Annotated in this window: 21 protein-coding genes and 3 pseudogenes; 13 read left to right on the top strand and 11 right to left on the bottom strand. The window is 45.3% G+C overall.

The window, feature by feature from the left end; translation table 11 throughout:
• Nucleotides 1-97: 97 nt before the first annotated feature.
• From BOQ04_RS06660 to BOQ04_RS06645, 4 genes are all read right to left on the bottom strand, one after another.
• A complete protein-coding gene (locus BOQ04_RS06660; protein ID WP_076023984.1) occupies nt 98-1,282 on the bottom strand; it encodes a ribonucleotide-diphosphate reductase subunit beta in 1,185 nt (394 codons plus the stop codon).
• 45 nt (nt 1,283-1,327) lie between these two features.
• Nucleotides 1,328-4,234: a ribonucleoside-diphosphate reductase subunit alpha gene (locus BOQ04_RS06655; protein WP_425334184.1), complete on the bottom strand. Its 2,907-nt coding sequence runs from the start codon at nt 4,232-4,234 to the stop codon at nt 1,328-1,330.
• Nucleotides 4,235-4,564: 330 nt separating this feature from the next.
• Nucleotides 4,565-5,350 carry a 1,6-anhydro-N-acetylmuramyl-L-alanine amidase AmpD gene (gene ampD / locus BOQ04_RS06650; RefSeq protein ID WP_269844390.1) on the bottom strand — a complete coding sequence of 262 codons (786 nt, stop codon included), beginning with the start codon at nt 5,348-5,350 and terminating at the stop codon, nt 4,565-4,567.
• An 11-nt stretch (nt 5,351-5,361) separates the two neighbouring features.
• Complete coding sequence (locus BOQ04_RS06645; RefSeq protein WP_076023982.1) at nt 5,362-6,219, bottom strand: cytochrome C assembly family protein; 858 nt, start codon at nt 6,217-6,219, stop codon at nt 5,362-5,364.
• A gap of 20 nt (nt 6,220-6,239) precedes the next feature.
• Here BOQ04_RS06645 and ffh point away from each other — a divergent pair, with 20 nt between their 5' ends.
• A complete protein-coding gene (gene ffh, locus BOQ04_RS06640) occupies nt 6,240-7,622 on the top strand; it encodes a signal recognition particle protein (protein ID WP_076023981.1) in 1,383 nt (460 codons plus the stop codon).
• On the opposite strand, the gene BOQ04_RS06635 is transcribed toward ffh, so the two are convergent.
• Nucleotides 7,623-9,365 carry a proline--tRNA ligase gene (locus BOQ04_RS06635; protein WP_076023980.1) on the bottom strand — a complete coding sequence of 581 codons (1,743 nt, stop codon included), beginning with the start codon at nt 9,363-9,365 and terminating at the stop codon, nt 7,623-7,625. It abuts the gene before it with no gap.
• Nucleotides 9,366-9,413: 48 nt separating this feature from the next.
• Here BOQ04_RS06635 and BOQ04_RS06630 point away from each other — a divergent pair, with 48 nt between their 5' ends.
• Together BOQ04_RS06630 and BOQ04_RS06625 are read left to right on the top strand one after the other, a co-directional pair.
• Nucleotides 9,414-10,013 (top strand): RNA pyrophosphohydrolase, encoded by a 600-nt coding sequence (locus tag BOQ04_RS06630; protein ID WP_076023979.1) that lies wholly within the window; start codon nt 9,414-9,416, stop codon nt 10,011-10,013.
• Nucleotides 10,010-10,573: a CNP1-like family protein gene (locus BOQ04_RS06625; protein ID WP_076023978.1), complete on the top strand. Its 564-nt coding sequence runs from the start codon at nt 10,010-10,012 to the stop codon at nt 10,571-10,573. Before BOQ04_RS06630 ends, BOQ04_RS06625 begins: the two co-directional genes overlap by 4 nt.
• A gap of 30 nt (nt 10,574-10,603) precedes the next feature.
• Here the strand turns inward: BOQ04_RS06625 and proB are convergent.
• The 4 genes and pseudogenes from proB to rplU form a co-directional block, all read right to left on the bottom strand.
• Nucleotides 10,604-11,380 (bottom strand): annotated as a pseudogene (gene proB, locus BOQ04_RS06620) (glutamate 5-kinase); the annotation flags it as partial.
• A 20-nt stretch (nt 11,381-11,400) separates the two neighbouring features.
• Nucleotides 11,401-12,489, bottom strand: coding sequence for an Obg family GTPase CgtA (cgtA, locus tag BOQ04_RS06615; protein ID WP_076023977.1), 1,089 nt, complete (start codon nt 12,487-12,489; stop codon nt 11,401-11,403).
• A gap of 88 nt (nt 12,490-12,577) precedes the next feature.
• Nucleotides 12,578-12,838 carry a 50S ribosomal protein L27 gene (gene rpmA / locus BOQ04_RS06610; RefSeq protein ID WP_011902041.1) on the bottom strand — a complete coding sequence of 87 codons (261 nt, stop codon included), beginning with the start codon at nt 12,836-12,838 and terminating at the stop codon, nt 12,578-12,580.
• 15 nt (nt 12,839-12,853) lie between these two features.
• A complete protein-coding gene (rplU, locus tag BOQ04_RS06605; protein WP_041484800.1) occupies nt 12,854-13,165 on the bottom strand; it encodes a 50S ribosomal protein L21 in 312 nt (103 codons plus the stop codon).
• Between the two features lie 75 nt (nt 13,166-13,240).
• On the opposite strand from rplU, the gene BOQ04_RS06600 reads away from it, so the two are divergent.
• Complete coding sequence (locus BOQ04_RS06600) at nt 13,241-14,245, top strand: polyprenyl synthetase family protein (RefSeq protein WP_076023976.1); 1,005 nt, start codon at nt 13,241-13,243, stop codon at nt 14,243-14,245.
• A 14-nt stretch (nt 14,246-14,259) separates the two neighbouring features.
• A complete protein-coding gene (locus tag BOQ04_RS06595) occupies nt 14,260-15,027 on the top strand; it encodes a fumarylacetoacetate hydrolase family protein (protein WP_076023975.1) in 768 nt (255 codons plus the stop codon).
• 65 nt (nt 15,028-15,092) lie between these two features.
• On the opposite strand, the gene BOQ04_RS06590 is transcribed toward BOQ04_RS06595, so the two are convergent.
• A complete protein-coding gene (locus BOQ04_RS06590; protein ID WP_076023974.1) occupies nt 15,093-16,124 on the bottom strand; it encodes a 2-dehydropantoate 2-reductase in 1,032 nt (343 codons plus the stop codon).
• 169 nt (nt 16,125-16,293) lie between these two features.
• Between BOQ04_RS06590 and BOQ04_RS06585 the strand changes: the two genes are divergently transcribed.
• The gene (locus tag BOQ04_RS06585; protein WP_076023973.1) at nt 16,294-17,268 is read left to right on the top strand and encodes a squalene/phytoene synthase family protein; all 975 of its coding nucleotides are present in this window, start codon (nt 16,294-16,296) and stop codon (nt 17,266-17,268) included.
• On the opposite strand, the gene BOQ04_RS06580 is transcribed toward BOQ04_RS06585, so the two are convergent.
• Complete coding sequence (locus BOQ04_RS06580; protein ID WP_233126690.1) at nt 17,265-17,765, bottom strand: methylated-DNA--[protein]-cysteine S-methyltransferase; 501 nt, start codon at nt 17,763-17,765, stop codon at nt 17,265-17,267. The two genes, BOQ04_RS06585 and BOQ04_RS06580, sit on opposite strands and share 4 nt — an antisense overlap.
• A gap of 130 nt (nt 17,766-17,895) precedes the next feature.
• On the opposite strand from BOQ04_RS06580, the pseudogene BOQ04_RS10665 reads away from it, so the two are divergent.
• From BOQ04_RS10665 to BOQ04_RS06545, 7 genes and pseudogenes are all read left to right on the top strand, one after another.
• A pseudogene (locus BOQ04_RS10665) lies at nt 17,896-19,176 on the top strand (HlyC/CorC family transporter); the annotation flags it as partial.
• Nucleotides 19,177-19,185: 9 nt separating this feature from the next.
• A complete protein-coding gene (locus BOQ04_RS10845) occupies nt 19,186-20,256 on the top strand; it encodes a GspE/PulE family protein (RefSeq protein WP_076024072.1) in 1,071 nt (356 codons plus the stop codon).
• On the top strand, nt 20,253-21,323 hold the full coding sequence (locus tag BOQ04_RS06565; RefSeq protein ID WP_233126689.1) for a type II secretion system F family protein: 1,071 nt from the start codon (nt 20,253-20,255) through the stop codon (nt 21,321-21,323). Before BOQ04_RS10845 ends, BOQ04_RS06565 begins: the two co-directional genes overlap by 4 nt.
• Before the next feature lie 13 nt (nt 21,324-21,336).
• Nucleotides 21,337-21,822, top strand: a complete 486-nt coding sequence (locus BOQ04_RS06560) for a prepilin peptidase (protein WP_076023971.1) — start codon at nt 21,337-21,339, stop codon at nt 21,820-21,822.
• Nucleotides 21,777-22,463, top strand: a complete 687-nt coding sequence (gene coaE / locus BOQ04_RS06555; RefSeq protein WP_083657547.1) for a dephospho-CoA kinase — start codon at nt 21,777-21,779, stop codon at nt 22,461-22,463. Before BOQ04_RS06560 ends, coaE begins: the two co-directional genes overlap by 46 nt.
• Before the next feature lie 11 nt (nt 22,464-22,474).
• Entirely contained in the window at nt 22,475-23,158 is a 684-nt protein-coding gene (gene zapD / locus BOQ04_RS06550; protein ID WP_198929300.1) for a cell division protein ZapD, read from the top strand.
• A 210-nt stretch (nt 23,159-23,368) separates the two neighbouring features.
• Nucleotides 23,369-23,598, top strand: a pseudogene (locus BOQ04_RS06545) (sigma-70 family RNA polymerase sigma factor); the annotation flags it as partial.

Here is a 23,598-nt window from a genome sequence, read left to right as displayed (position 1 = left end):
CAATGAAGGGTTTTGGAAGTTCACTTTGGTTTGCTGACTCTTAATACTGTCCAACCGTCTAATCTCCTATTTAGCCGGTCATGCGCTTTTTACTTTTTTATTCCCAACTTAGCGCACCACCGGTTTGATACTCAATAACGCGTGTCTCAAAAAAGTTTCGTTCTTTTTTCAGATCAATCATTTCTGACATCCATGGGAATGGATTCTCTTCATTTGGGAACATCGCGTCAAGTCCTATTTGCAAACATCTGCGATTACAAATGTATCTTAGGTATCCTTTGAACATCGGAGCGTTCAATCCGAGCACCCCACGAGGCATCGTATCTTCGGCATAACGGTACTCTAATTCCACTGCTTTTTCGAAGATAGATTTAATCTCGTCTTTGAACGCAGAAGTCCATAACTGCGGGTTCTCCAGCTTGATTTGATTAATCAAATCGATCCCAAAATTACAGTGCATAGACTCATCGCGAAGGATGTATTGATACTGCTCAGCAGCGCCCGTCATTTTGTTTTGACGACCCATTGCAAGTATTTGCGTAAAACCAACATAAAAGAACAAACCTTCCATCACGCAAGCAAAAACAATGATGGAGCGAAGTAATTTTTGATCGTTTTCTAAAGTGCCTGTTTTGAAATTCGGATCCGTCAGAACATCAATAAACGGAATTAAGAACTCATCTTTGGCACGAATAGACTCCACTTCGTTATACGCATTGAAGATTTCGCTTTGATCTAAACCCAAAGATTCAACAATATATTGATATGCATGGGTATGAATCGCCTCTTCAAATGCTTGGCGCAATAGATATTGACGGCATTCGGGAGCTGTAATGTGGCGATATGTGCCCAAAACGATGTTATTTGCCGCTAATGAATCAGCGGTAGTAAAGAAACCCAAGTTGCGCTTAATAATGCGGCGCTCATCTTCGGTAAGGCCATTTGGATCTTTCCAAAGCGCGATATCGCGATTCATATTGATCTCTTGCGGCATCCAATGATTGGCACAACCAGCTAAATATTTCTCCCAGGCCCATTTATATTTAAATGGCACCAACTGGTTAACGTCGGTTTTTGCATTTATCACACGCTTATCAGCAGCATTGACTCGCAGTGCTGCGCCACCAGTCAAAGATGCTGTCTGCAGTGGTGCAGGTGCAGCATTTTGTGGTGCCATTGCCACTTCGTCTAGTTGTGGACGTGCTGGTTCTACTGCTACCGGCTGCGGTGCAAGACCTGCTTTAGCTAATGCAGGAGCAACTTCCTCTTCCCAATTCAACATCACTTTCTCCTAAATTCTTTCATTTCCGATCAGCAAGCAAATTGCTTACTGACATGCTTCACATTCTTCAAAACCAGCATCGCCTGGACGCATAGTACAAACCGGGCCATCTGCTTCTTGCGCAGCAGCATCAGTTCCATTCACGCCGCCACCGCTAGAAACTGCATTCAATTGGCCGCTAGCAACAGTAGATTTCTCAACGTGGGTTGCGGCCATAGTACGCAGGTAATAAGTTGTCTTCAGGCCGCGCAACCATGCCAACTTATAAGTGTCATCCAATTTCTTGCCTGAAGCACCAGCCATGTAGATATTGAGAGACTGAGCTTGATCAATCCACTTTTGACGACGTGAAGCAGCCTCTACAAGCCAAGTTGGCTCAACTTCAAACGCAGTGGCGTACAGATCACGCAAATCTTGCGGTACGCGGTCAATCTTAGACAAAGTACCGTCAAAGTATTTCAAGTCAGCAATCATGACTTCATCCCACAAGCCACGCTCTTTCAAGTCACGCACCAAATACTCATTAACAACCGTAAATTCACCAGAGAGGTTGGATTTAACAAACAAGTTTTGGAAGGTAGGCTCAATACATGCAGACACGCCAATAATATTTGAAATCGTTGCAGTAGGTGCAATAGCTACGCAATTGGAGTTGCGCATTCCATACTGCTTGATATTGGCACGTAAAGCATCCCAGTTCATGGTTGAAGAACCATCTACCTCAAGATAACCACCGCGCTCTTGAGCCAATAATGCCACTGAATCCTGTGGGAGAATGCCGCGATCCCACAATGAGCCCTTGTAAGTGCTGTAAACACCGCGCTCTTGAGCCAATTGATTAGAGGCCTCATAAGCGTAGTAGCAAACCGCTTCCATTGAAGAATCAGCAAACTTCACAGCCTCTTCACTGGCATAAGGAATGCGTTGCATGTGCAAGCAATCCTGGAAGCCCATGATGCCCATGCCCACTGGCCTGTGCTTCAAATTGGAGTTGCGTGCTTTAGCAACTGCATAGTAGTTGATATCAATCACGTTATCGAGCATGCGCATTGCGGTATGCACTGTTCTTTGGAGCTTCTCGTGATCCAAAACCAATTTTCCATTGGCATCCATCTTCATATGAGCAGTTAAGTTCACAGAGCCCAAGTTACAAACAGCGATCTCATCGTCATTTGTATTGAGGGTGATCTCAGTACACAAGTTAGAAGAATGCACTACGCCAATATGCTGTTGTGGGCTACGAATATTGCAAGGATCTTTAAATGTAATCCATGGGTGGCCAGTTTCAAACAACATACCCAGCATCTTGCGCCACAATTGCTGCGCAGGAATGCGACGGAATGGCTTTAATTCACCGCGATCAGCTTTTTGCTCGTAGGCAACATAAGCCTCTTCGAATGCCTTGCCAAACTTATCGTGCAGATCAGGGGTATTGGATGGTGAGAACAAAGTCCAGTCACCGTTTTCCATGACGCGCTTCATAAACAAATCAGGAATCCAGTTAGAGGTATTCATATCATGCGTACGACGACGATCATCGCCAGTGTTCTTACGCAACTCCAAGAACTCCTCAATATCCAAATGCCATGTCTCTAAGTAGGCACATACTGCACCCTTACGCTTACCACCCTGGTTTACCGCAACAGCAGTGTCGTTAACCACTTTCAAGAATGGCACTACACCTTGTGATTTGCCATTTGTTCCCTTGATATGGCTACCTAATGCGCGCACGTTAGTCCAATCATTACCCAGACCACCGGCAAACTTAGATAACAGGGCGTTTTCTTTCAGGGCCTCGTAAATACCATCCAAATCATCAGCAACAGTAGTTAAGTAGCAGCTAGAGAGCTGCGGACGGGTTGTCGCTGAGTTGAACAAGGTTGGCGTGCTGGACATGAAATCAAATGTAGACAAGATTTCATAAAACTCGATTGCACGACGCTCGCGATCCAATTCATTTAAAGCCAAGCCCATCGCCACGCGCATAAAGAAAGCCTGCGGCATTTCAATGCGACGCTCTTCAATGTGCAAGAAATAACGGTCATACAGCGTTTGTAGACCAAGGTAATTGAACTGCAAATCACGGCTAGCGTTTAGTGCTGCAGCCAGTCTTGGTAAATCGTATTCACGCATGCGTGGATCGAGTAATTCCGCAGAAACGCCTTCATTAATGTACTTAGCAAAGTAATTGCTGTACTCAGACTGCATATCACCTTGCAATACCTCTTTACCCAAGATTTCCTTGCGGATCACGTGCATCAAAATACGCGCAGTTACCTGGCTATAGGCAGGATCTTTTTCGATCAATGTGCGAGAAGCCAAAATAGCAGAGTCATAGACCTGCGCCATTGGTACGCCATCATATAAATTTTTGATTGTTTCGGTAATGATTGGGGTCGCCTCAATATGACTACCCAAACCCTCACAAGCAGCCTGAATGATGGTACGCAAGGCGGCCATATCCAATAACTTCTCAACCCCGTTATCGCTTACTTTGATACCAGGCTCATTCATTTGCAAGGAAGTTTGTGATTCCTGAGCAACCACTTGCTGTGCAGCGCGCTCTTGATTGCGCTTTTCACGATAAAGGACATAAGCACGAGCAACGTTATGTTCACCACTACGCATCAAGGCCAATTCAACCTGATCCTGAATATCTTCAATATGGAAGGTTCCGCCATTAGGGCGGCTACGCAACAAAGCGCGCACTACCGCATGCGTTAATTGCTCCACTTGTTCGCGTACACGCGCAGAAGCGGCACCTTGACCTCCATTTACCGCTAAAAATGCCTTGGTGACTGCAATAGCAATTTTGGATGGCTCAAATGCAACAACAGAACCATTGCGGCGAATAATTTTGTAATCAGACAATTGGGTAGCTTGAGCACCCCCAACCCCCCCTGCAACAAAACCAGCCGATGGGGCCTGATGAAGGCCCTCAACTGAACCCATTCCTGGGTTATTTGCTCCGGCGGGCTGTCCCGCTGCCTGAGGATTAGCGTAAGTCATGTTTCTCCTGCTTATATATAGTTATTTGGTGAAAAAAATCTTTTGAAAACAATGGGGTATTGCGAGTCTAAAACACTACATCTAGTGCTTCAAAGTGCATTGATGACTAAGTATAGGGAAATATTTTCGATTTGGTAAGGTATTTCTGACGATTATTTATAAGTATTTTTACTAATATTTTCGGAAAATTTGCGTCCAATTTGGTGCGAAATTTTGACCCCTTTTTAGGCAAAGGGAGAGAAAGTAAGCGGGCACTTACATACTAATATTGAACTAGCGTTTCGCTAAGCCAAAGGGAAAGTATTTAAGAGAAATACCTGTCTTTTTTTGGAACTTTTCCCAGTCAAACTGAATTCCAGGATCGGTTTTTCGATTTGGAGCAATGTCACTATGTCCAGCAAATTGGATTGAGGGATATTTCTTTCTCAGCTGACCAACCAAGGCCGCCAATGCTTGATATTGCAGCACTTCAAATGGCGTATCTCCATCACCCTCCAACTCAATCCCAATCGAAAAGTCATTGCACTGCTCTCGCCCAAGAAATGAAGAGAGCCCCGCATGCCAAGCCCTCTGATAGATAGAGACAAATTGAATGAGTTCGCCCTTGCGCGATATTAGGAAGTGGCTAGAGACCTTTTGATCGGCAATTTCCACAAAATATGGGTGTAAATTCGGATCCAGCTTATTTTGGAAAAAATCAATGATGTACTTAGTACAGTTTTGCTCTACAAACTGACTAGGTGGCAGACTAATGTGGTGAATGACTACTAAGTCTGGCTCAAGGTCTTGAGGGCGTTCATTCTGATTAGGCGAGAACTGCCAACTGGCAGCACCAACCCAACCCCGCTCATCAACACCATGCACATGCTCATTTGAACAGTAATACCTGCCCTCCTGCGCAATAGCATCACTCAGCGGGAGATAGACCTTGCAATACTGACACTGTGTCATTGGTTTGACAGGCGGTATCTTCATTTGTGGGGCATTCTTTATATCAAAAGCAGCTTGCCTTTGGCGTTTGAGCCAACGGTAAAAAATAGCCCCAACAAAGACCAACAAAAGCCACTTAATCAACTGTTGACGCTCTTTTGAAGAATGACTTCCATGACAAATCGACTGCCAACATAGGCCAACAGTAAGGCTGTATAGGCGCTCAATACCCAGCGCACTGCCATACGGCCACGCAATCCTACCCGCCACCGAGCAATTAAGAGCCCGGCAAAGAGAATCCAGGAGAGGAGCGCAAATACTGTTTTATGATCAAACACCAACGGTCTACCAAACAAGGTTTGAGAGAACAGTAAGCCTGAAAATACAGTCAAACTTAAGAGCACAAAGCCCACGTACAGCAGGTTAAATAACAAACTTTCCATTGTCATCAAGGGGGGTAGATCCTCTAGCCATTGGGCAGGACGGCTGTTTGGAATAATTGCTAACTGGCGATGTAGTGCCCGATCTTGAATACTCATTAACATGGCATGCATCGCCGCTAAACTGAGTAGACCAACAGCCATCGTTGCGACAATAAAATGAGCCTTAAACCAGGGATCCGAAACGGCTTTTGGAGAAATCAAGGCGCCTGGGAATACGGTAGGCAAAAAGGCACAAATCATCGCGAAAATTAAGGCCAGCCAACGCAAGCTGGAAATCGGCAAAAACCAAGACTGAAACCAATAAAAAGCCAAACCAACCCAAGCAATCAAAGATAAATCTTGCGCAAAGCCAAATACAAAGCCTTGATCAGTAAACACGGAGTTATGCAACTGCACCCCATGAATCAGCAAAATGACAAAAATTGCAGCCTGGATGAAGCCAGAAAACAGCTTGGACTCCGTCGAACCCTTTGCTCTTAAGGTCAAAATGACCAAAAGAAGCAAATAAAGTGCGCAGGGCAGCCATCCGTAACTCGAGTAACCTAAAATATCCATCTGGAAAGTCTAATCGATAAATGCTAGAAAACCTCACCGACCGTCTATCTCGCGTTGTAAAAACAATGCGTGGCCAAGCCCGCCTCACCGAAAGCAACACTGCCGACATGTTGCGGGAGATTCGCTTAGCCTTACTGGAGGCGGATGTAGCCCTTCCAGTAGTTAAAACGCTACTTGAGCAAATTAAATTTAAAGCCCTTGGTGAGGAAGTGGTCGGCAGCCTCAGTCCTGGCCAAGCTCTTGTTGGGGTAGTTCAGCGTGAATTAGCCCATATCATGAAGGGTGATGGCCAGCAAAGTGGTGAGCTCAATTTAGCAACCCAACCTCCGGCAGTCATTCTCATGGCCGGCTTACAGGGTGCAGGTAAAACTACCTCTGTCGGCAAATTAGCCAAGTGGCTGCAAGAGAAAAAGAAAAAGAAGGTGCTGACAGTTTCTTGTGACGTATATCGCCCTGCTGCAATTGAACAGCTTCAAACTGTCAGTAAACAAGTAGGCGCCGATTTTTTTCCGAGTGATACCAGCCAAAAACCGAACGACATTGCGCTAGCTGCCCTAGATTGGGCGCGCCGTCATTATTTTGATGTTGTCATTGTCGATACTGCTGGTCGCTTGGGTATTGATGAAGCCCTCATGCAAGAAATTAAAACCTTGCATGCCAGCCTCAATCCAATTGAAACCCTTTTTGTGGTTGATGCGATGTTGGGTCAGGATGCTGTGAATACAGCCAAGGCCTTCCATGAGGCACTTCCACTGACTGGGGTGATTCTCACCAAGCTGGATGGCGATTCACGTGGTGGTGCAGCATTATCCGTTCGTCAAATTACCGGGGTACCACTTAAATTCATCGGTGTTGCTGAAAAGATGGATGGGCTTGAAGTCTTTGATGCGGATCGCATGGCAAACCGCATTCTGGGTATGGGTGATATCCTCGCCCTGGTTGAACAAGCGCAGCAACATGTTGATGTAGCCAAAGCAGAAAAGCTTGTAAGTAAGATTTCTAAAGGTGGGTTTGATCTTGGCGACTTTCGTGATCAACTCTCTCAGATGCAGCAAATGGGTGGCATGGCTAGCTTGATGGAGAAATTACCCAGTCATATGGCGCAAGCAGCATCAAAAACAAATTTAAGTGCCGCCGATAAGCAAACTAAACGTATGCGTGGAATTATTGACAGTATGACGCCGCGTGAACGTGCCAAACCTGAATTACTCAAAGCGAGTCGTAAACGCCGTATTGCTGCCGGCGCTGGCGTTCAAGTGCAAGAAGTCAATCGTCTACTTACTCAGTTCGAGCAAATGCAAACCATGATGAAGCAATTCAAAGGCGGAAAAATGGCGCGTGCCATGGCAGGAATGGCTGCCAAAGGAGCCGCCAAAGGTCTTGGCGGACTCTTCAAAAAATAATTAATGAATTGAGTTTTTTGCTGCCTGAACAGCGGCAATCACCTTGTCTTTAATTTGCCCGAGTGGAATATTTTGGGACTCAGTATCCGTGCGCCCTTTAAATTCAACCTGAGAATCTGCTAAACCACGATCACCAACCACCACGCGGAATGGAGCACCAATTAACTCCCAGTCTGCAAACATTGCACCGGGACGCTCATTTCGGTCATCCAGAATCACATCAATACCAGCGGCTAACAAATCATCATGTAATTGATCACATGCGGCTTTAACTGCCTCTGACTTCTCGTAGCCCATGGGACAAATAACCACTTCAAACGGGGCCATCGAGATTGGCCAAATAATCCCCTTCTCATCATGCCCTTGTTCAATTGCGGCACCAAGTAAGCGAGTAACACCAATACCGTAACAACCCATCACCATCGGCTGGGCTTTCCCTTGTTGATCCAGATACGTACAACCCATCGCCTCTGAGTAACGCGTGCCCAATTGAAATACATGGCCTACTTCAATCCCGCGACAAATTTCCACAACCCCTTTGCCATCGGGTGATGGATCTCCCGCTACTGCATTACGGATATCCATCACTACAGGCTCAGGTAAATCACGACCCCAGTTCACACCAGTCAAGTGATAGCCAGCATCATTGGCACCACATACAAAATCAGACATATTGGCAACAGTGCGATCTGCAATCACGGTCACATTAGCATTGACACCCACAGGGCCCAGGTAGCCGGCAGGTGCATTACATGCTTGCTGAATCTCCGCCTCTGAAGCAAAACGAGACTCCGCCATACCTGGAATCTTGCTTGCTTTAATTTCATTTAATTCATGATCGCCACGCAGCAAGAGCATGAATAATTTAGCTGGACCATTGTCTTGATCAGCAGCAAACAACAAGGATTTGACGGTATTTTGTAGAGGCAGCTTTAAGAACTGCGCCACCTCCGCGCAATTTGTTTTTTCAGGAGTAGCTACTTTTTGCATTAACTCTTTTGCATCAGCACGCGTAGCGATGATTGCTACCGACTCAGCAGCCTCAAGGTTGGCAGCGTAATCCGAATTGGGGCAATAGACGATGGCATCTTCGCCAGTATCTGCGATCACATGGAACTCTTGGCTACCAGAACCGCCAATAGCGCCATTATCAGCAGTAACCGCGCGGAACTTCAAGCCCATCCTCTTGAAAATACGAGTGTAGGCATCAAACATGATTTGATAGGACTTCTTTAACCCCTCGGTATCGCGATCAAAAGAGTAGGCATCTTTCATACTAAATTCGCGCCCACGCATAATGCCAAAACGTGGGCGGCGCTCATCGCGGAACTTGGTTTGAATTTGATAAAAATTCACAGGCAATTGCTTGTAACTCTTAATCTCATTACGAGCTAAATCGGTTACCACCTCTTCAGAAGTCGGCTGAATTAAAAAGTCACGATCATGACGGTCTTTAATACGAAGTAGCTCAGGCCCCATTTTTTCCCAGCGGCCCGTCTCTTGCCATAACTCAGCAGGCTGAATCATTGGCATCAACAATTCAATCGCGCCTGCACGGTTCATTTCTTCGCGGATGATATTCTCAACCTTGCGAATCGACTTCAAGCCTAAGGGCAAATAGTTATAAATACCCGCGCTCAATTTGCGGATAAGACCTGCGCGCACCATCAATTTGTGCGAAACCACCTCAGCGTCAGAGGGGGCTTCTTTAAGCGTGGCGAGAAATGATTGAGATGCTTTCATGAATGGATATAATCAAATCATTGATTTTAAAGGATTTGAGGCACGATCATGCTTGACCGTGAAGGGTATAGAGCCAATGTCGGCATTGTCCTACTCAACAGCCATAACGAGGTTTTCTGGGGAAAACGCGTTGGGCAGCATTCGTGGCAGTTCCCGCAGGGCGGAATTCAGCATGGCGAAAGCCCTGAGCAGGCCATGTATCGCGAATTGCATGAGGAGGTTGGCTTACTGCCAGAGCATGTCCAGATTATTGGACGGACCAGGGATTGGCTTCGTTACGATGTCCCTGAGGAGTATTTGCGCCGTCAACATAGCACACGGGTTCACCGTGCCGCTTATCGTGGCCAAAAACAAATTTGGTTTCTTCTGCGTTTAGTCGGTTTAGATAGCGATATTCATCTAAGGGCTTCAGAACACCCTGAATTTGATGCTTGGCGCTGGGTACCATTTTGGATCCAACTTGATGCCGTAATTGACTTCAAGCGTGAGGTTTATCAGCTAGCCCTTTCTGAATTGGCTCGCTACCTTACCCGTGGATTACGCATGCAACAGCTAACTTGGGGTTCCCCACTAGACTTAATTCAATCCATCTACTCCGATGCCGATGAGTATTCGAAGGCAACCAATCCTAAAAATAAGTCTTCATGACACACTTACAACGTCAAATTACGCTTTACCCTCTGGTTTTAAGTCTTGGAATTAGCCTAATGGCTTGCGCAGGTGATCCAATGGAAAGCGGCGTAGATCCGTTTGCACCTATGGTTTTTAAAGAAGGGGAAACCACCCTTCCCTTAAACCCACCCAACCAAGAAACCCTAGTACCCTTTTATGTTTCTAATAACGCGGTATTTAAGTTTGCAATTGATACTGACTCTATTTCAGCCGATCCCGATGGCGTAACGCGCTATACGGTTGTAATGACCAGCCCCAACGGCAATCAACAGACACAATATGAAGGTATTCGCTGCGACTCATTTCAGTGGCGTTTATATGGAAATTTCGATAACGGTAAGTGGAAAGAAAATACCTTAAGTAGCTGGAAGGATATCAAAGACCACAATCCCAATCGCTACCAAGCTGCTCTGGCTCAGGGTGCTTTTTGCAATATAAGCACCCAAGTTAAGAGCACTAAAGCCATAGTGCAATCTCTCAATCCAAAAGGATTTACGGGTGGCGTAAAGCCTACTAATTCCTACGGGGTTCAATAGCCCAGCTTGAAGAGGGCTTTATTTGGAACGCAGATAAGTCCCGATTGCTTCGCCCTTTAATAGGCGGGTTAAAACGTGGGGCTCACGACCAGAAGCGATCACGGTATCGGTACCACTGAGAGCGGCTACCTTAGCAGCCAGTACTTTAGTGAGCATGCCCCCTTTACTAAGCGCGCTACCTGCGCCGCCGGCCATTTTTTCTAATGCTGGATCTCCAGCAAGCACCTCACTTAATAGGGTTGCGCTCGAGTCATAACGCGGATCGGCTGTAAATAAACCACCCTGATCTGTCAGAATGACTAATAGATCAGCATGAATTAAGTTGCTTACAAGAGCAGCAAGGCTATCGTTATCACCAAACTTAATTTCATCAGTAACAACCGTATCGTTTTCGTTGATGATAGGAACTACGCCCAACTTGAGTAAGGTGTCTAAAGTTGCTTTTGCATTTGCATTGCGTTCAGGATGAGCTAGATCTGCATTGGTCAATAAGACCTGGGCACTACGTAAATTAAATTGTGCAAAACAACTTTCATAAACCTGCACTAGCCCCATTTGACCAACCGCAGCAGCAGCTTGTAATTGATGAATTTCTTGTGGGCGTTTAGTCCAACCCAAGCGCTGCATGCCCTCTGCAATAGCTCCTGAACTCACCATCAAGACTTCATGGCCAGAACGTAAGAGCGCGGCCAGTTGCTCAGCCCACATTGCAATGGCACCATGATCCAAGCCCTCACCATTATTGGTTACCAGGCTAGAGCCCACCTTCACAACGATTCGTTTTGCTTTTTGTACAGTCATATCCATTGAGCGTATCAAATGCGTATTTAATCTGGGGTTTTATCTTCGTTTTGATCTTGATAGCGAGGATCTGCAGCACGTTCATCCGCTTCATCGCGATTACGACGTACTGAATCCAAGTAATCCTGTAAGGAGTAACAAAGCTTGTCACATCCAAGTCCAGTCAAAGCAGATATCTCAAAAACAGGGCCAGTCCATTTGAATTTCTTAATAAAGTCAGCAACCACTTTTTTGCGATCTTCTTCGGGAATCATATCGACTTTATTAAGCACTAACCAACGTGGTTTCTCAACCAAAGCTTCGTCATACTTACGTAGTTCATTGACGATCGCTTTTGCATCAGCAACGGGATCAATATTCTCATCAAAAGGAGCAATATCTACCAAATGCAACAGAACACCCGTGCGCTGAAGATGACGTAAGAAACGATGCCCCAAGCCAGCACCCTCTGCAGCACCTTCAATCAAACCTGGAATATCTGCGATTACGAAGCTGCGCTCACTACCAACTCGTACCACACCCAAATTGGGATGTAACGTGGTGAATGGGTAATCAGCAATTTTTGGACGCGCATTAGAGACCGCAGTAATCAAAGTAGATTTACCAGCATTAGGCATGCCTAGTAAACCTACATCGGCCAATACCTTTAATTCCAACTTCAGCTTGCGTCTTTCCCCCGGCTTACCATTTGTCTTTTGACGTGGTGCGCGGTTCGTACTACTCTTAAAGTGAATATTTCCCCAACCGCCAACACCGCCTTGGGCCAAGCAGAGACGCTCGCCATGGGTTGTTAAATCCGCAATTGGTTCACCAGTTTCATAATCAGCAATGATGGTTCCCACTGGCATACGCAGTTCAATATCGTCACCCGCACGGCCATAGCAATCTGCACCACGTCCAGGCTCACCGTTTTTAGCGGTGTGTGTTTTTGCGTAACGATAGTCCACCAAGGTATTGATATTGCGATCGGCTACAGCCCAAACGCTACCGCCTTTACCGCCGTCCCCACCATCAGGGCCACCGAATTCAATAAACTTTTCGCGACGCATGGAGGCGCTCCCGGCGCCACCTTGGCCAGCTATGACTTCAATACGAGCTTCGTCTATGAATTTCATGAATAAAAAAGGCCTCGCACTAGCGAGGCCTGTTCCTAAGGGTTAAATTCGGAATAAATCTGAATCAAACGTGTCTCAGTCAGGCGCCTTATGAACGCGGCAGAACTGAAACCTGGGCCTTCTTCAAAGCACCCTTAACGCCGAATTCCACTTGTCCGTCAATTAAAGCAAACAAAGTGTGATCCTTACCAATACCAACGTTTGCACCAGGATGAACTCGTGTGCCACGTTGACGAATAATGATGCTGCCAGCATTAATGTGCTCGCCACCAAATACCTTAACGCCTAAGCGTTTCGATTCTGAGTCGCGGCCATTTCGTGTTGAGCCGCCGCCTTTTTTCTGTGCCATATTTCTCTCCTGCTCTTAGGCTTTGATCGTGTTAATCAGAATTTCTGTGTAATTCTGACGATGGCCTTGGTGCTTTTGATAATGCTTGCGACGGCGCATCTTAAAGATTGTCACTTTATCGTGACGTCCCTGGGAGACGACAGTGGCCATCACAGCTGCACCATTAACCAATGGATCACCCAGTTTGAGTGATGCGCCTTCGCCTACGGCGAGGACTTGGTCAAGAGTGATTTCGCTGCCGATTTCCGCTGGTATCTGTTCTATTTTCAATTTTTCGCCTGCAGCAACTTTATACTGTTTGCCACCGGTTTTTATGACCGCGTACATGGTTTGAAACCTCAATTAATATCTACATTTAAGCTAATCCACCCTGGAGAAGCTAAGCCCATTATTATATCTTGCATGACGAGCACTGTCAAAAACAATCAATTAAGTCAGATTTTGGCCCCAATTTCCTTATATTTCAAGGACTTAGACGAGGTTATTCGCCAGCGACTGGCCTCTAAGGTCGCCTTAATTGACCAAATCTCTACATATATCATCCAGGCGGGTGGAAAGCGTATACGACCAGCCCTACTGCTCTTAGTCGCTAAAGCACTAGCCAATGGCCAACCCACCCCTCATGCACTTGAACTGGCCGCGGTGGTCGAATTTATCCACACAGCCACTCTGCTGCACGATGATGTTGTGGATGAATCCACCCTGAGAAGGGGTCGAGAGACCGCAAATGCTGCCTTTGGTAACGCTGCTAGCGTTCTAGTTGGCGACTTTTTGTACTCCCGCGCCTTTCAGATGATGATCGGCCCAAATGACTTAAGGGTCATGCAAATTCTCTCTGATGCAACCAATACGATTGCCGAGGGTGAAGTGTTGCAGTTATTGAACATGAATGACCCAGAAGTGGATGAAGCGAGCTACCTACAAGTCATTCGCTATAAAACTGCCAAGCTATTTGAAGCTTCGAGCGAACTTGGAGCCATCCTGGCCAAATCAAATGTTGCTCAACGAGAGCAAGCTGCCGCTTTTGGCAGACACATAGGCACCGCCTTCCAATTAATGGATGATTTATTGGACTACACCGCCAATGCTGAGCAAATGGGTAAAAATGCAGGCGATGATCTGCGCGAAGGAAAGCCAACCCTACCCCTGATTTATCTTTTAGAAAATGGCAGTACAGAGGAGCGCCTCCTCGTACGCGCTGCGATTGAGCAGAATCAAGACCTACCACAAGATGTCTTTTTACAAATTCTCAAAGCCGTTCAAACTTCTGGCGCACTCGATTACACCCATGCAGCCGCTAAACGAGAGGCTGATCTCGCATTCGAATGCATTAAAGACTTTCCAGAAAATGAGGCTACAAGCGCTTTACATGCCTTGTGTGAATACTCGCTAGCAAGACAAACTTAAAGAAGGAAATACAGATGACTCAATGGCTACGCTTTCAACACCAAGGTAAATCTGGTTTAGGCCAAGTCCAAGGAGATCAGATTGCGGTTTATACGGGAGATCTTTTTAATGGGCCGATTGCTAGCGGTGAGCTCCTCAAATTAAATGAAGTAACCATTGATATTCCATGTACTCCATCAAAGATGGTTGCCATGGTTGATAATTTTTATGCGCTCGTTACCAAGTTAGAGCACGCTGTCCCAGCCGAGCCCCTGTATTTTTTAAAAGGTAATAATTCTTTCTTAGCAGCAAACCAAGTGATTCGCACTCCAAAATCCTATTCAGGAAAAGTAGTCTACGAGGGCGAGCTAGGGATTGTGATTGGCAAGCACTGCCATGAAGTCGATGAGAAGACTGCTGCTGTTGCTATTTTTGGATACACCTGCATTAATGACGTTACTGCGATTGAAATTTTGAATCGAGATCCAGGCTATGCTCAATGGACACGCTCAAAGAGCTTTAACACCTTTGGTGTGTTTGGGCCCTACATCACGACTGATGTAGATCCAAGCAAGCTTTACATTAAAACGATCTTGAATGATCAAGAGCGTCAAAATTATCCGATCGCTGATATGATTTTTCCACCCGCAAAACTAGTCAGCCTCATCTCCCAAGATGTGCCACTAGAGCCTGGGGACATCATTGCATGTGGAACCTCTGTTGGCGTTGGATCGATGAAACCCGGCAGCAATGTCAGCATCATTATTGAAGGTGTGGGACGTTTAGATAATCGATTTGAGTAACGCAAGTCTTCAAAAAGAAAAAGCCCTCAACAATCAGTGAGGGCTTTTTTATTGCCGAATGAATATTAATTCAGAGCGTAACAATCACCTACCGGCGGTAAAGCCAAACTTCCGCCAGTTGCTTGAATATTTTCATCAAGGTATTTAGTCAAAGCAAAAACAGTATTTAAACAAGGTGTCGGGGTATTGGTAATCTTACCTAGCTCAATCACAGAGCCCAATAGAGCATCGACCTCCAAACTGCGTCCCGCCTCCAAGTCTTGCAGCATGGAGGTTTTATGCTTACCAACTTTTTCAGCGCCTGCGATGCGTCGCTCAATATCCACCCGGAAGGTCACACCTAATTTGCCCGCAATGGCTTGGGCTTCGGCCATCATATTGCGCGCCAAGTCACGCGTTAAGGGAAATTGGCAAATGCCTTCTAAAGTTCCATGCGTGAGCGCACTAATTGGATTAAACGTCATATTGCCCCATAGTTTGAGCCAAATCTCGGAACGAATATCCTCAAGCACTGGTGACTTGAAACCTGCCTGGGTCATCATTTCTGACATTTTTTGCACTCGCTCAGTCACTTCACCATTTAACTCACCCAAGGGGAAGCGATTACCTTCGACCAGGCGAATGACACCAGGCGCCTCAGAGAAAGTGGCTGGATAAACTACGCAACCAATAATGTTATCTGGGTTAATTGCCTTTTTAGCAACACCACCAGCATCTACCGTCTCAACAGTGTGATCTTGATACTCGCCTGAGAGTTTTTGGAAATACCACCAAGGAATGCCATTTTGCATTGGAATCAAAATGGTTTCCGGGCCGACTATCGCTGCCAAATCATGAATAATTGGATCTACCTGATGGGCCTTTACGGCCAAAATAACAACATCTGGCGTTTCAACATCAGTTATTTTTTCAACGGCCTTCACTTTTGCAACCAATGGCTCTGGATGTTCATCGTGAATGAGCGTTAAACCGCGCTCCTTAATTGCCGCAAGCGTTGCCCCCCTTGCAACTACCGTGACATCATTTCCTGCGCGCGATAGCATGACTGCTAAGTAACCGCCAATTGCGCCGCCACCTCCAATTACACAGATTTTCATAAGAACCCCATAAGAATAAAAAATAGTTAATTACTTCCATACTAGATGAGAATTTTTTGCATCGCAACAAATTAACACTGCACCTCGGGTTTTCACCAATTCGGTGCTAAAAACAATCCCCATGGATAGGGTCGAATATTTCAATAAATGGGTCTGACATAATTCAGCAGTGAATTACCACGATGAAAACCCCTCTGCCGATCTGGCATATCAAAAGACCATCTTGGGCTCGGTATCGCGTACTTTCGCGTTAACCATCCCACTGCTACCGCCACCAATTGAGAAGGTAGTTGGAAACACCTATTTGCTATGCAGAGTCATTGACACCATTGAGGATGCCGCTGAACTTGCTCCAGAAGCTAAATATCACCTTTCCAAGTTATTTCTAGATGCCGTACTTGGAAAAATTCCTGTTACTAGTTTTGTCAGTCCTTGCTTGGAAGCGCTCAAAAATTATCCGAATCAAGATGAACTTGATCTCATTTCACATACGCCAACTGTTTTAAGAATTTTGCATACTTGCCCTACTAATGATCAGCTTGCGATAGCTCGATGCGTATCGATCATGTCAGAAGGCATGTCACACTTTCACAGCAAGCAATCTCAAAATGGCCTGTCTGATTTAAATGAGTTCGAAAAGTACTGCTATGTTGTTGCAGGGGTTGTAGGGGAGTTGCTCACGACTATTTTTAGCAACTACTGTCCAGAGTTTGCGAAAAATATTAAAGGTCAAGAAGCGTTGGCAATTGCATTTGGTCAAGCGCTGCAAATGACTAATATCTTGAAGGACTCAGAAGCAGACCAAGCACGTGGAGTATCTTGGAAGCCCCGCGATATGAGTGAGTCCGAACTGCTTCAGGTGGCCTATCAAAAGCTTGTAGAGTCTCTAAATTACATATTGCTCATTCCTAAACCAGAATTTGGCATAAGACGCTTTTGCTTCCTCGCTTTTGGGTTAGCTGTGATGACCCTCAATCTCATTACCAAAAGAGATTCATTTTCACAAACTCAAGAAGTGAAATTATCTCGAAAAATGGTGCTCGCTTTTTATAGCTTTACCAGCATCGCAGCCAACAGCAACCTCATCATGAAGCTCTTCTTTAGGCTGGTAGGAGCACGCCTAAAAAGAGCCAGCACCGCTTAAAGTGCCCCCTCATGCTTTAAAAGCCAGATCTTAATTTGGCGATAAAGACCCGGGCTATCTTCTTTCATAAACCCACCAAGGCCAGCACTAGAGACTACGCGATGGCAAGGGGTAATGATGGGATAGGGATTGGCACCGCAAGCACCTCCTACGGCACGTGCTCCACTGCGTATATCGCCTGCAAGCACGCCATAAGTCCTGGTTTTACCCGAAGGGATATCTCGAATGCAATGCCAAACCTGTTGCTGGTAAATAGTGCCTCTAGGCTTCAAAGGCACATCAAATTGGTGAGCAGGATTTTTAAAATACAGCTTGCATTGGCGCGCCAATTCTTTTGCCAAGGCATTTTGGGGTGCACTGAGTGCTTTATCTGCCGGCAAATAATCTACTCTTGAAATCATCAAACTACCATCGACCATGTCCGTGGCAATTCCAAGTCTGCCAAAGGGTGCGCTGATAACACAATATTGCTCAGATTTTGACGAAGAATGACGCATAGGCAGCTTCATGAGGAAGATTCTGACACACTTTATTGAGTAAGTACGAGGCCTTTTTCAGCCAAATATATGGCCTCTGAAATCATGCTTTGCTATATTGAGTCTTCCTCATTCTTTGCAGGTATTCCGAATGGATACGTTTTTTCATGATTGGCCCTTTGCAGCACAGGTAGCCCTTGTGATTTTTTTGCTGGCACTTTCAGGTTTCTTCTCAATGGCCGAAACCAGCATGCTTTCGTCCAATCGTCATCGCTTACGTGCAATGGCTAATAGCGGCAATGCTGGTGCAGCTTTAGCAGCTAGGTTATTAAAAAGAATTGACTCCCTTTTATCAGTCCTTTTAATTTCTAACAATTTAATCAATACCGTTTTACCAATTTTAGTAACAGGTATCGCGCTTCATGTTTTTGGAGATAGCGGTCTCGTTTTATCCGTTGCTACCTTAGTTGTCGCATTGCTCATTATTATTTTTAGTGAAATTACTCCAAAAGTGATTGGCGCTGCATTTCCAGAAAAAATTGCCTCCAATGTTGGTTGGCTGATCCTTCCCCTTACCTATTTCTTAAAACCCTTACTTTGGTTTATTAACAATTTTGTGTCGGGCCTCATGAAGGTATCTGGCCTGCAAGCTAACACCGAAAACAGAACAATGAGTAAGGAAGAGTTACGAAGTTTAGTGCTTGAATCCAATCGCTTCGTCTCTACGCATCACCGTAATATTTTGCTCAATCTATTTAATTTGGAAACGATTTCGGTAGACGATGTAATGACCCCAAGATCGAAGATTGAAATACTCGATCTCTCACGACCGATTAATGAAGTAGTAGAGCAGCTTGAAACCTGTTATCACAATAAGTTACCAGTCTGTGACGGTGATTCTGAGCGCATCATTGGTATTTTGTCAGTTAAGAAAACCCTTTCCCTACTTGGAAACGCTGAGCTAAAACATGAAGACTTTCGCTCTTTAGTGAGCGAGCCTTACTTTATTCCTAGCGGAACACCTGTATTGCAACAAATGCAATTTTTTCAAGACAATCAGCAACGCTTAAGTCTTGTAGTGAATGAGTATGGTGAGGTGCTCGGTCTAGTCACGTTTGAGGATATTGTTGAAGAGCTCATTGGTGAATTCACCACCTCTTTTTCAAACCTGTCTAATGATCCTCGGTGGCTAGCAGATGGTACGTATTTAGCAAATGGTGGGGCTTCATTGCGCGACTTAAATCGCCTACTTAATCTAGACCTTCCATTGGATGGACCTCGCACACTCAATGGTCTGATCCTAGAAAAATTAGAGGCTATTCCGGACCATGATGTCAGCATGCGAATCGCTGGCATCGTCATGGAGATCATTCAATTTGATGAGCATGGCGTGAAAACCGTCAAACTATATCAACCCACACCTAATACTAAAAAAATTCGATTGAGCTATGCACCAGATGACTCACTAATTATTCGGGCCTGGCAAGACATTGCAGCATCCGCACTTTGCTCTCGGGCAACTGATATACATATAGAGGCGCACACTTTAGAGACAGTTGTGCGCGTTCGTATCGATGGCCAATTAGTATTGGGCTCATCTTACTCAATTCATCTTCATGAGCGCTTACTCACACGCATCAAAATGTTGGCGCGGTTAGATATTGCTGAAAAACGGCTTCCGCAAGATGGTCGGCTTTCGATTGGACATGATTTCTCTGCCCCCGATATTGATTGCAGGGTTTCGATACTCCCGACCCTTTATGGTGAAAAAGCGGTAATTCGCATTCTTCCAAACAAGGTAGAGGAATTGGCACTTGATCAACTTGGATTTTTACCTGAGCAACTCCAGCTCTTCAGAAGCGCTATTCATCAGACCAATGGATTGATCTTAGTAACAGGCCCAACAGGAAGCGGCAAAACACGCACACTTTACAGCTGCCTCAGCGAACTTAATCAAATACATCGCAATCTTTGTTCAGTTGAAGATCCTATCGAAATTAGATTGCCCGGAGTCAATCAGGTAGCCTATCACCCTAAAGCTGGCTTGGATTTTCCAACCATTATTCGCGCCCTCTTACGACAAGATCCCGATGTCATCATGATTGGTGAAATTCGCGATAGTGCAACTGCCGAACTAGCGATACAAGCGGCACAAACAGGTCATCTTGTTCTGAGCACTTTACATACCCGCAATGCAATTGGTGCCATTGCACGACTTCACAGCCTAGGGGTACATTCAGAATCGCTGGATTCCTGCTTACAATGCATTAGTTCCCAAAGATTAATTCGCAAGCGTTGCCTCTGTCATGTTCATCCAAAAACCACACCCTGCAAAATCTGCAAAGGGACAGGCTATTTTTCTCGTCTAGGAGTGCATGAGGCGCTTAATTTAAAAACCTTAAAAGATCCACACTCACATTATTTAAAGATGCATGATGCCGGAATGCATTACGTCAAAGCAGGCATCATTGATCAAGCCGAGCTCGAGCTTGAGGTAGGAAGCTGCCATTGAATATTCTTCATTTTCGATCCAAAAAATTAAACCATCATGATCAACTCCAATTTGCACAACAGCTTTTGGCACTCTTACAAGCTGGCCTGCCACTTCTAAACGCCATCAAGCTGCTATCGCGCTCATCTGCCAAGGAGCAGTCTCAATGGATTGATGGTCTCCATCAGAAACTACAACAGGGCAATAGCCTCTCTGATTGCCTAAGGACGCAGGATGTTCAATGTTCTATTGAATTTATCAACCTCATACAAGTTAGCGAGCGATCTGGGCAACTGTCCTTAGCCCTAGAAACAATTTGCGAACAACTAGAATCCCAGATTGAATTACGCAGAAAGATTATCCAATCACTGAGCTATCCTGCCATTACATTAGCTAGCTCCCTACTCTTAATGCTTGTCATGATAGTTTGGGTAGTGCCTGTATTTAAAGAAGTTTTTGAGCACTTTAAAGCAGACCTGCCAGCCCCTACCCGCGCATTAATTGGCATCTCAGGCCTCATTCAAAATACTTTTATAGAGCTATTGATCACTCTATTCATTATCTTGAGTGGATTGATTCTATTTTGGAGAAAATCAAATCGATTACAGAGACAGTGTGATCGCCTCAGCTTTTCTATTCCAGTAATTGGCAAGCTATTTCGCCTGGCTACGCTGACTTACTGGTGCCGCACCCTCGGAAACTTACTCGACACTGGACTCCCCTTACCAGATGCATTGAGAATCACAGCACAATCATCTAATCATTGGCTCAGCCATGACATTAGCGCGGATATCTTTAAACATTTAGCACGCGGGTGGCCTTTTGGTAAAGCCTTGATACGCGCAGACCCGCAACATCTACTTTTTGATATTGAAACCTTACATCTCCTTGAAATTGGCGCAGAAAGCGGTTCCCTTGCACAGATGCTGCGCAAACGCTCCAAGATGCTTGGGGCACAATTGAGTAATCAATTAAATACCTTAAGTCAGAGCTTAGAACCCTTATTAATTATTTTTGTGGGCTCAATAATTGGTGGCCTAGTGATAATCTTATATCTCCCTATTTTTAGTTTAGGGCAGATAGTCTAATGAGGCCTTCAATATGGATGTATTAATTCAGGTATTTCTGGTCTGCATATTGGCGTATCTTGCCTACATAGACTTGAAATCATTTCGCTTGCCTGATGCAATTACCATTCCGCTTCTTTTATCTGGGATTGCTTTTAACAGTTTCACCAATATGGCCTTTGTGAAACCGATTGCAGCTATTGGTGGCGCTCTATTGGGATATTTTTTCCTATGGGCACTCAATTTTCTATATCGCTGCATAAAGAAACGAAATGGCATTGGTATGGGGGATGCCAAGCTGTTAGCAGCCCTGGGAGCATGGTTTGGCTGGCTGGCAATTCCTCAAATTCTCTTCATCGCCTCCGTCTTTGGGTTAATTGGGGGGATGGTATGGTTAGCCTGGAATAGGCAAAGTCATCACCAGCCATTTCCTTTTGGCCCATTTCTTGCTATTGCTGGCATTATTCAATTGTTATGGCCCCAAATCCTCCAGTTACTCCTGCAAATCCAACCGACCTGAAGGCCTTAAAAGGCCAATTGCCATTAATTGGCTTAACAGGAGGTATTGGCTCAGGAAAAACCACGGTAAGCACTCTACTATCTCAATTAGGAGCTGGCATAGTCGATACCGATCTGATTGCCCACCAGATTACAGCCCCTCATGGCAAAGCAATCGCTTTGATTAAAAAGGAATTTGGCCCACATTTTATTGACCCGAACGGTGCTTTGGATAGAGCAAAAATGCGTGCTCTGGTTTTTGAAGATCCTCACTCGAGGGAGATTTTGGAGCGCATTACCCACCCCCTCATTCGAGAAGAAACTATTTCTCAGGCATGGAATCTTGCAAAAGATGGGTGCGCATATATCGTCTTTGTCGTTCCTTTATTAATTGAGTCCAAGGCCTGGCTTGAACTGATTGACCATTTGGTAGTAGTTGACTGTCCCGAAGAGATACAAATTAGCAGAGTGATGCAGCGCAGCAATTTGACGCGCCCGGAAGTTGTACGCATCTTAAATGCTCAAGTTTCCAGAGAAGAGCGTCTATCCCATGCTGATACGATTCTTCAAAATAATGGCAATTTTGAAGAATTAAGCAATCAGGTTCATCTTTTTCACCAAAAAATACTAGATAGTGCGAAGGGTTTACCAACTTCGTCATAAAATATAAAACTGTGATCGTCTACGAATACCCCTTTAACGAACTAGTCCGAAGCATGCTTCGACTCGAGTATCTGTTCGCGCGGTTCAATCACTTTCTGCGATCAGACGACCCAGAGTTGCATCACAATGCCCTTGCTACTTTGTTTGACTTGGGTGACATCGGCTCAAGGGGCGATATTAAGTCCCTGCTCCTTAAAGAATTTGAACGCCAGAAATATGCGCTCAATGGATTAAAGTCATCTCAAAAAGTAGACCAAGAGGCACTGTCTCAAACATTATCAGAAATTGAGTTGGCAGCAATTAACATCAATCAATCGCTCGGCAAACCCAATATGGCGATTACTGAAAGTGAATGGCTCAATGCCATTCGTACTCGCCTAAATATTCCAGGTGGAACCAGTCCGATTGATTTACCGAGCTACCATGCTTGGAAAAATAGTCCGAGCAATCAGCGTCGTGAATTACTAGAATCTTATGTAGCGCCACTTTTGCCGTGGCATGAGGCGTGCCAAATCTTTTTACGTCTTGTGCGTCAGTCAGGTGAAGCTAAAGAAGTGGTGGCGCATCAAGGTGCTTTTCAACAAGCACCCTCCGGAAAAGTCTATCAACTCATGCGTATCGCGGTTGAAGATGACACGCTGTTCTCAGAAATTAGCGCAAACAAATATCTGCTTGCGTATTTCAGGCCAGCGTGACCACCCATTTCAGGCAAATGACCGGTCATTTCAGAGTGAGCGTGACCACCTGTTTCAGAATCAGCGTGACCGCTTTTGCACCTTCCTCTGAAATGCGTTTTGCCTAAATATTAGGCAAAGATAAGTGGGGATTTTAGTATTCGAGGGTAATTTGATGAACCCGATATGGTTGAGCTTTTTAGGCTCCCCATGTCCAGTAAAGCAATTACCATGCGAAAAATTAAAGAAGTTTTGCGGCTGCGTTTTGAATGTGGCCTGTCCTTAAACGCGATTGCCAGAGCCTTAGAGTTATCCAAGGGTGCTGTCGCCAAGTACGATGCCCTAGCCAGAGCGGCGCAATTAGACTGGGCATCCATTGAACCTTTGACTGAAGAGCAGCTAGCAAAGCGTTTGCTGCCACCGCAGGCAATGGTGCCGGGCCAAAACCAATTTGCCCCGAT

Source organism: Polynucleobacter sphagniphilus (assembly GCF_001953355.1).
GTDB lineage: Bacteria > Pseudomonadota > Gammaproteobacteria > Burkholderiales > Burkholderiaceae > Polynucleobacter > Polynucleobacter sphagniphilus.
This window is presented reverse-complemented; position numbering and strand designations above follow the sequence as displayed.

Bases quoted from the DNA above. Each gene is read 5' to 3' on its own strand.
- BOQ04_RS06660 (WP_076023984.1), bottom strand. From the start codon at position 1,282: ATGTTGAATTGGGAAGAGGAAGTTGCTCCTGCATTAGCTAAAGCAGGT.
- BOQ04_RS06655 (WP_425334184.1), bottom strand. From the start codon at position 4,234: ATGGGTTCAGTTGAGGGCCTTCATCAGGCCCCATCGGCTGGTTTTGTT.
- BOQ04_RS06645 (WP_076023982.1), bottom strand. From the start codon at position 6,219: ATGGATATTTTAGGTTACTCGAGTTACGGATGGCTGCCCTGCGCACTT.
- ffh (WP_076023981.1), top strand. From the start codon at position 6,240: ATGCTAGAAAACCTCACCGACCGTCTATCTCGCGTTGTAAAAACAATG.
- BOQ04_RS06635 (WP_076023980.1), bottom strand. From the start codon at position 9,365: ATGAAAGCATCTCAATCATTTCTCGCCACGCTTAAAGAAGCCCCCTCT.
- BOQ04_RS06630 (WP_076023979.1), top strand. From the start codon at position 9,414: ATGCTTGACCGTGAAGGGTATAGAGCCAATGTCGGCATTGTCCTACTC.
- BOQ04_RS06625 (WP_076023978.1), top strand. From the start codon at position 10,010: ATGACACACTTACAACGTCAAATTACGCTTTACCCTCTGGTTTTAAGT.
- cgtA (WP_076023977.1), bottom strand. From the start codon at position 12,489: ATGAAATTCATAGACGAAGCTCGTATTGAAGTCATAGCTGGCCAAGGT.
- rpmA (WP_011902041.1), bottom strand. From the start codon at position 12,838: ATGGCACAGAAAAAAGGCGGCGGCTCAACACGAAATGGCCGCGACTCA.
- rplU (WP_041484800.1), bottom strand. From the start codon at position 13,165: ATGTACGCGGTCATAAAAACCGGTGGCAAACAGTATAAAGTTGCTGCA.
- BOQ04_RS06600 (WP_076023976.1), top strand. From the start codon at position 13,241: ATGACGAGCACTGTCAAAAACAATCAATTAAGTCAGATTTTGGCCCCA.
- BOQ04_RS06595 (WP_076023975.1), top strand. From the start codon at position 14,260: ATGACTCAATGGCTACGCTTTCAACACCAAGGTAAATCTGGTTTAGGC.
- BOQ04_RS06590 (WP_076023974.1), bottom strand. From the start codon at position 16,124: ATGAAAATCTGTGTAATTGGAGGTGGCGGCGCAATTGGCGGTTACTTA.
- BOQ04_RS06580 (WP_233126690.1), bottom strand. From the start codon at position 17,765: ATGCGTCATTCTTCGTCAAAATCTGAGCAATATTGTGTTATCAGCGCA.
- BOQ04_RS06560 (WP_076023971.1), top strand. From the start codon at position 21,337: ATGGATGTATTAATTCAGGTATTTCTGGTCTGCATATTGGCGTATCTT.
- coaE (WP_083657547.1), top strand. From the start codon at position 21,777: ATGGCCCCAAATCCTCCAGTTACTCCTGCAAATCCAACCGACCTGAAG.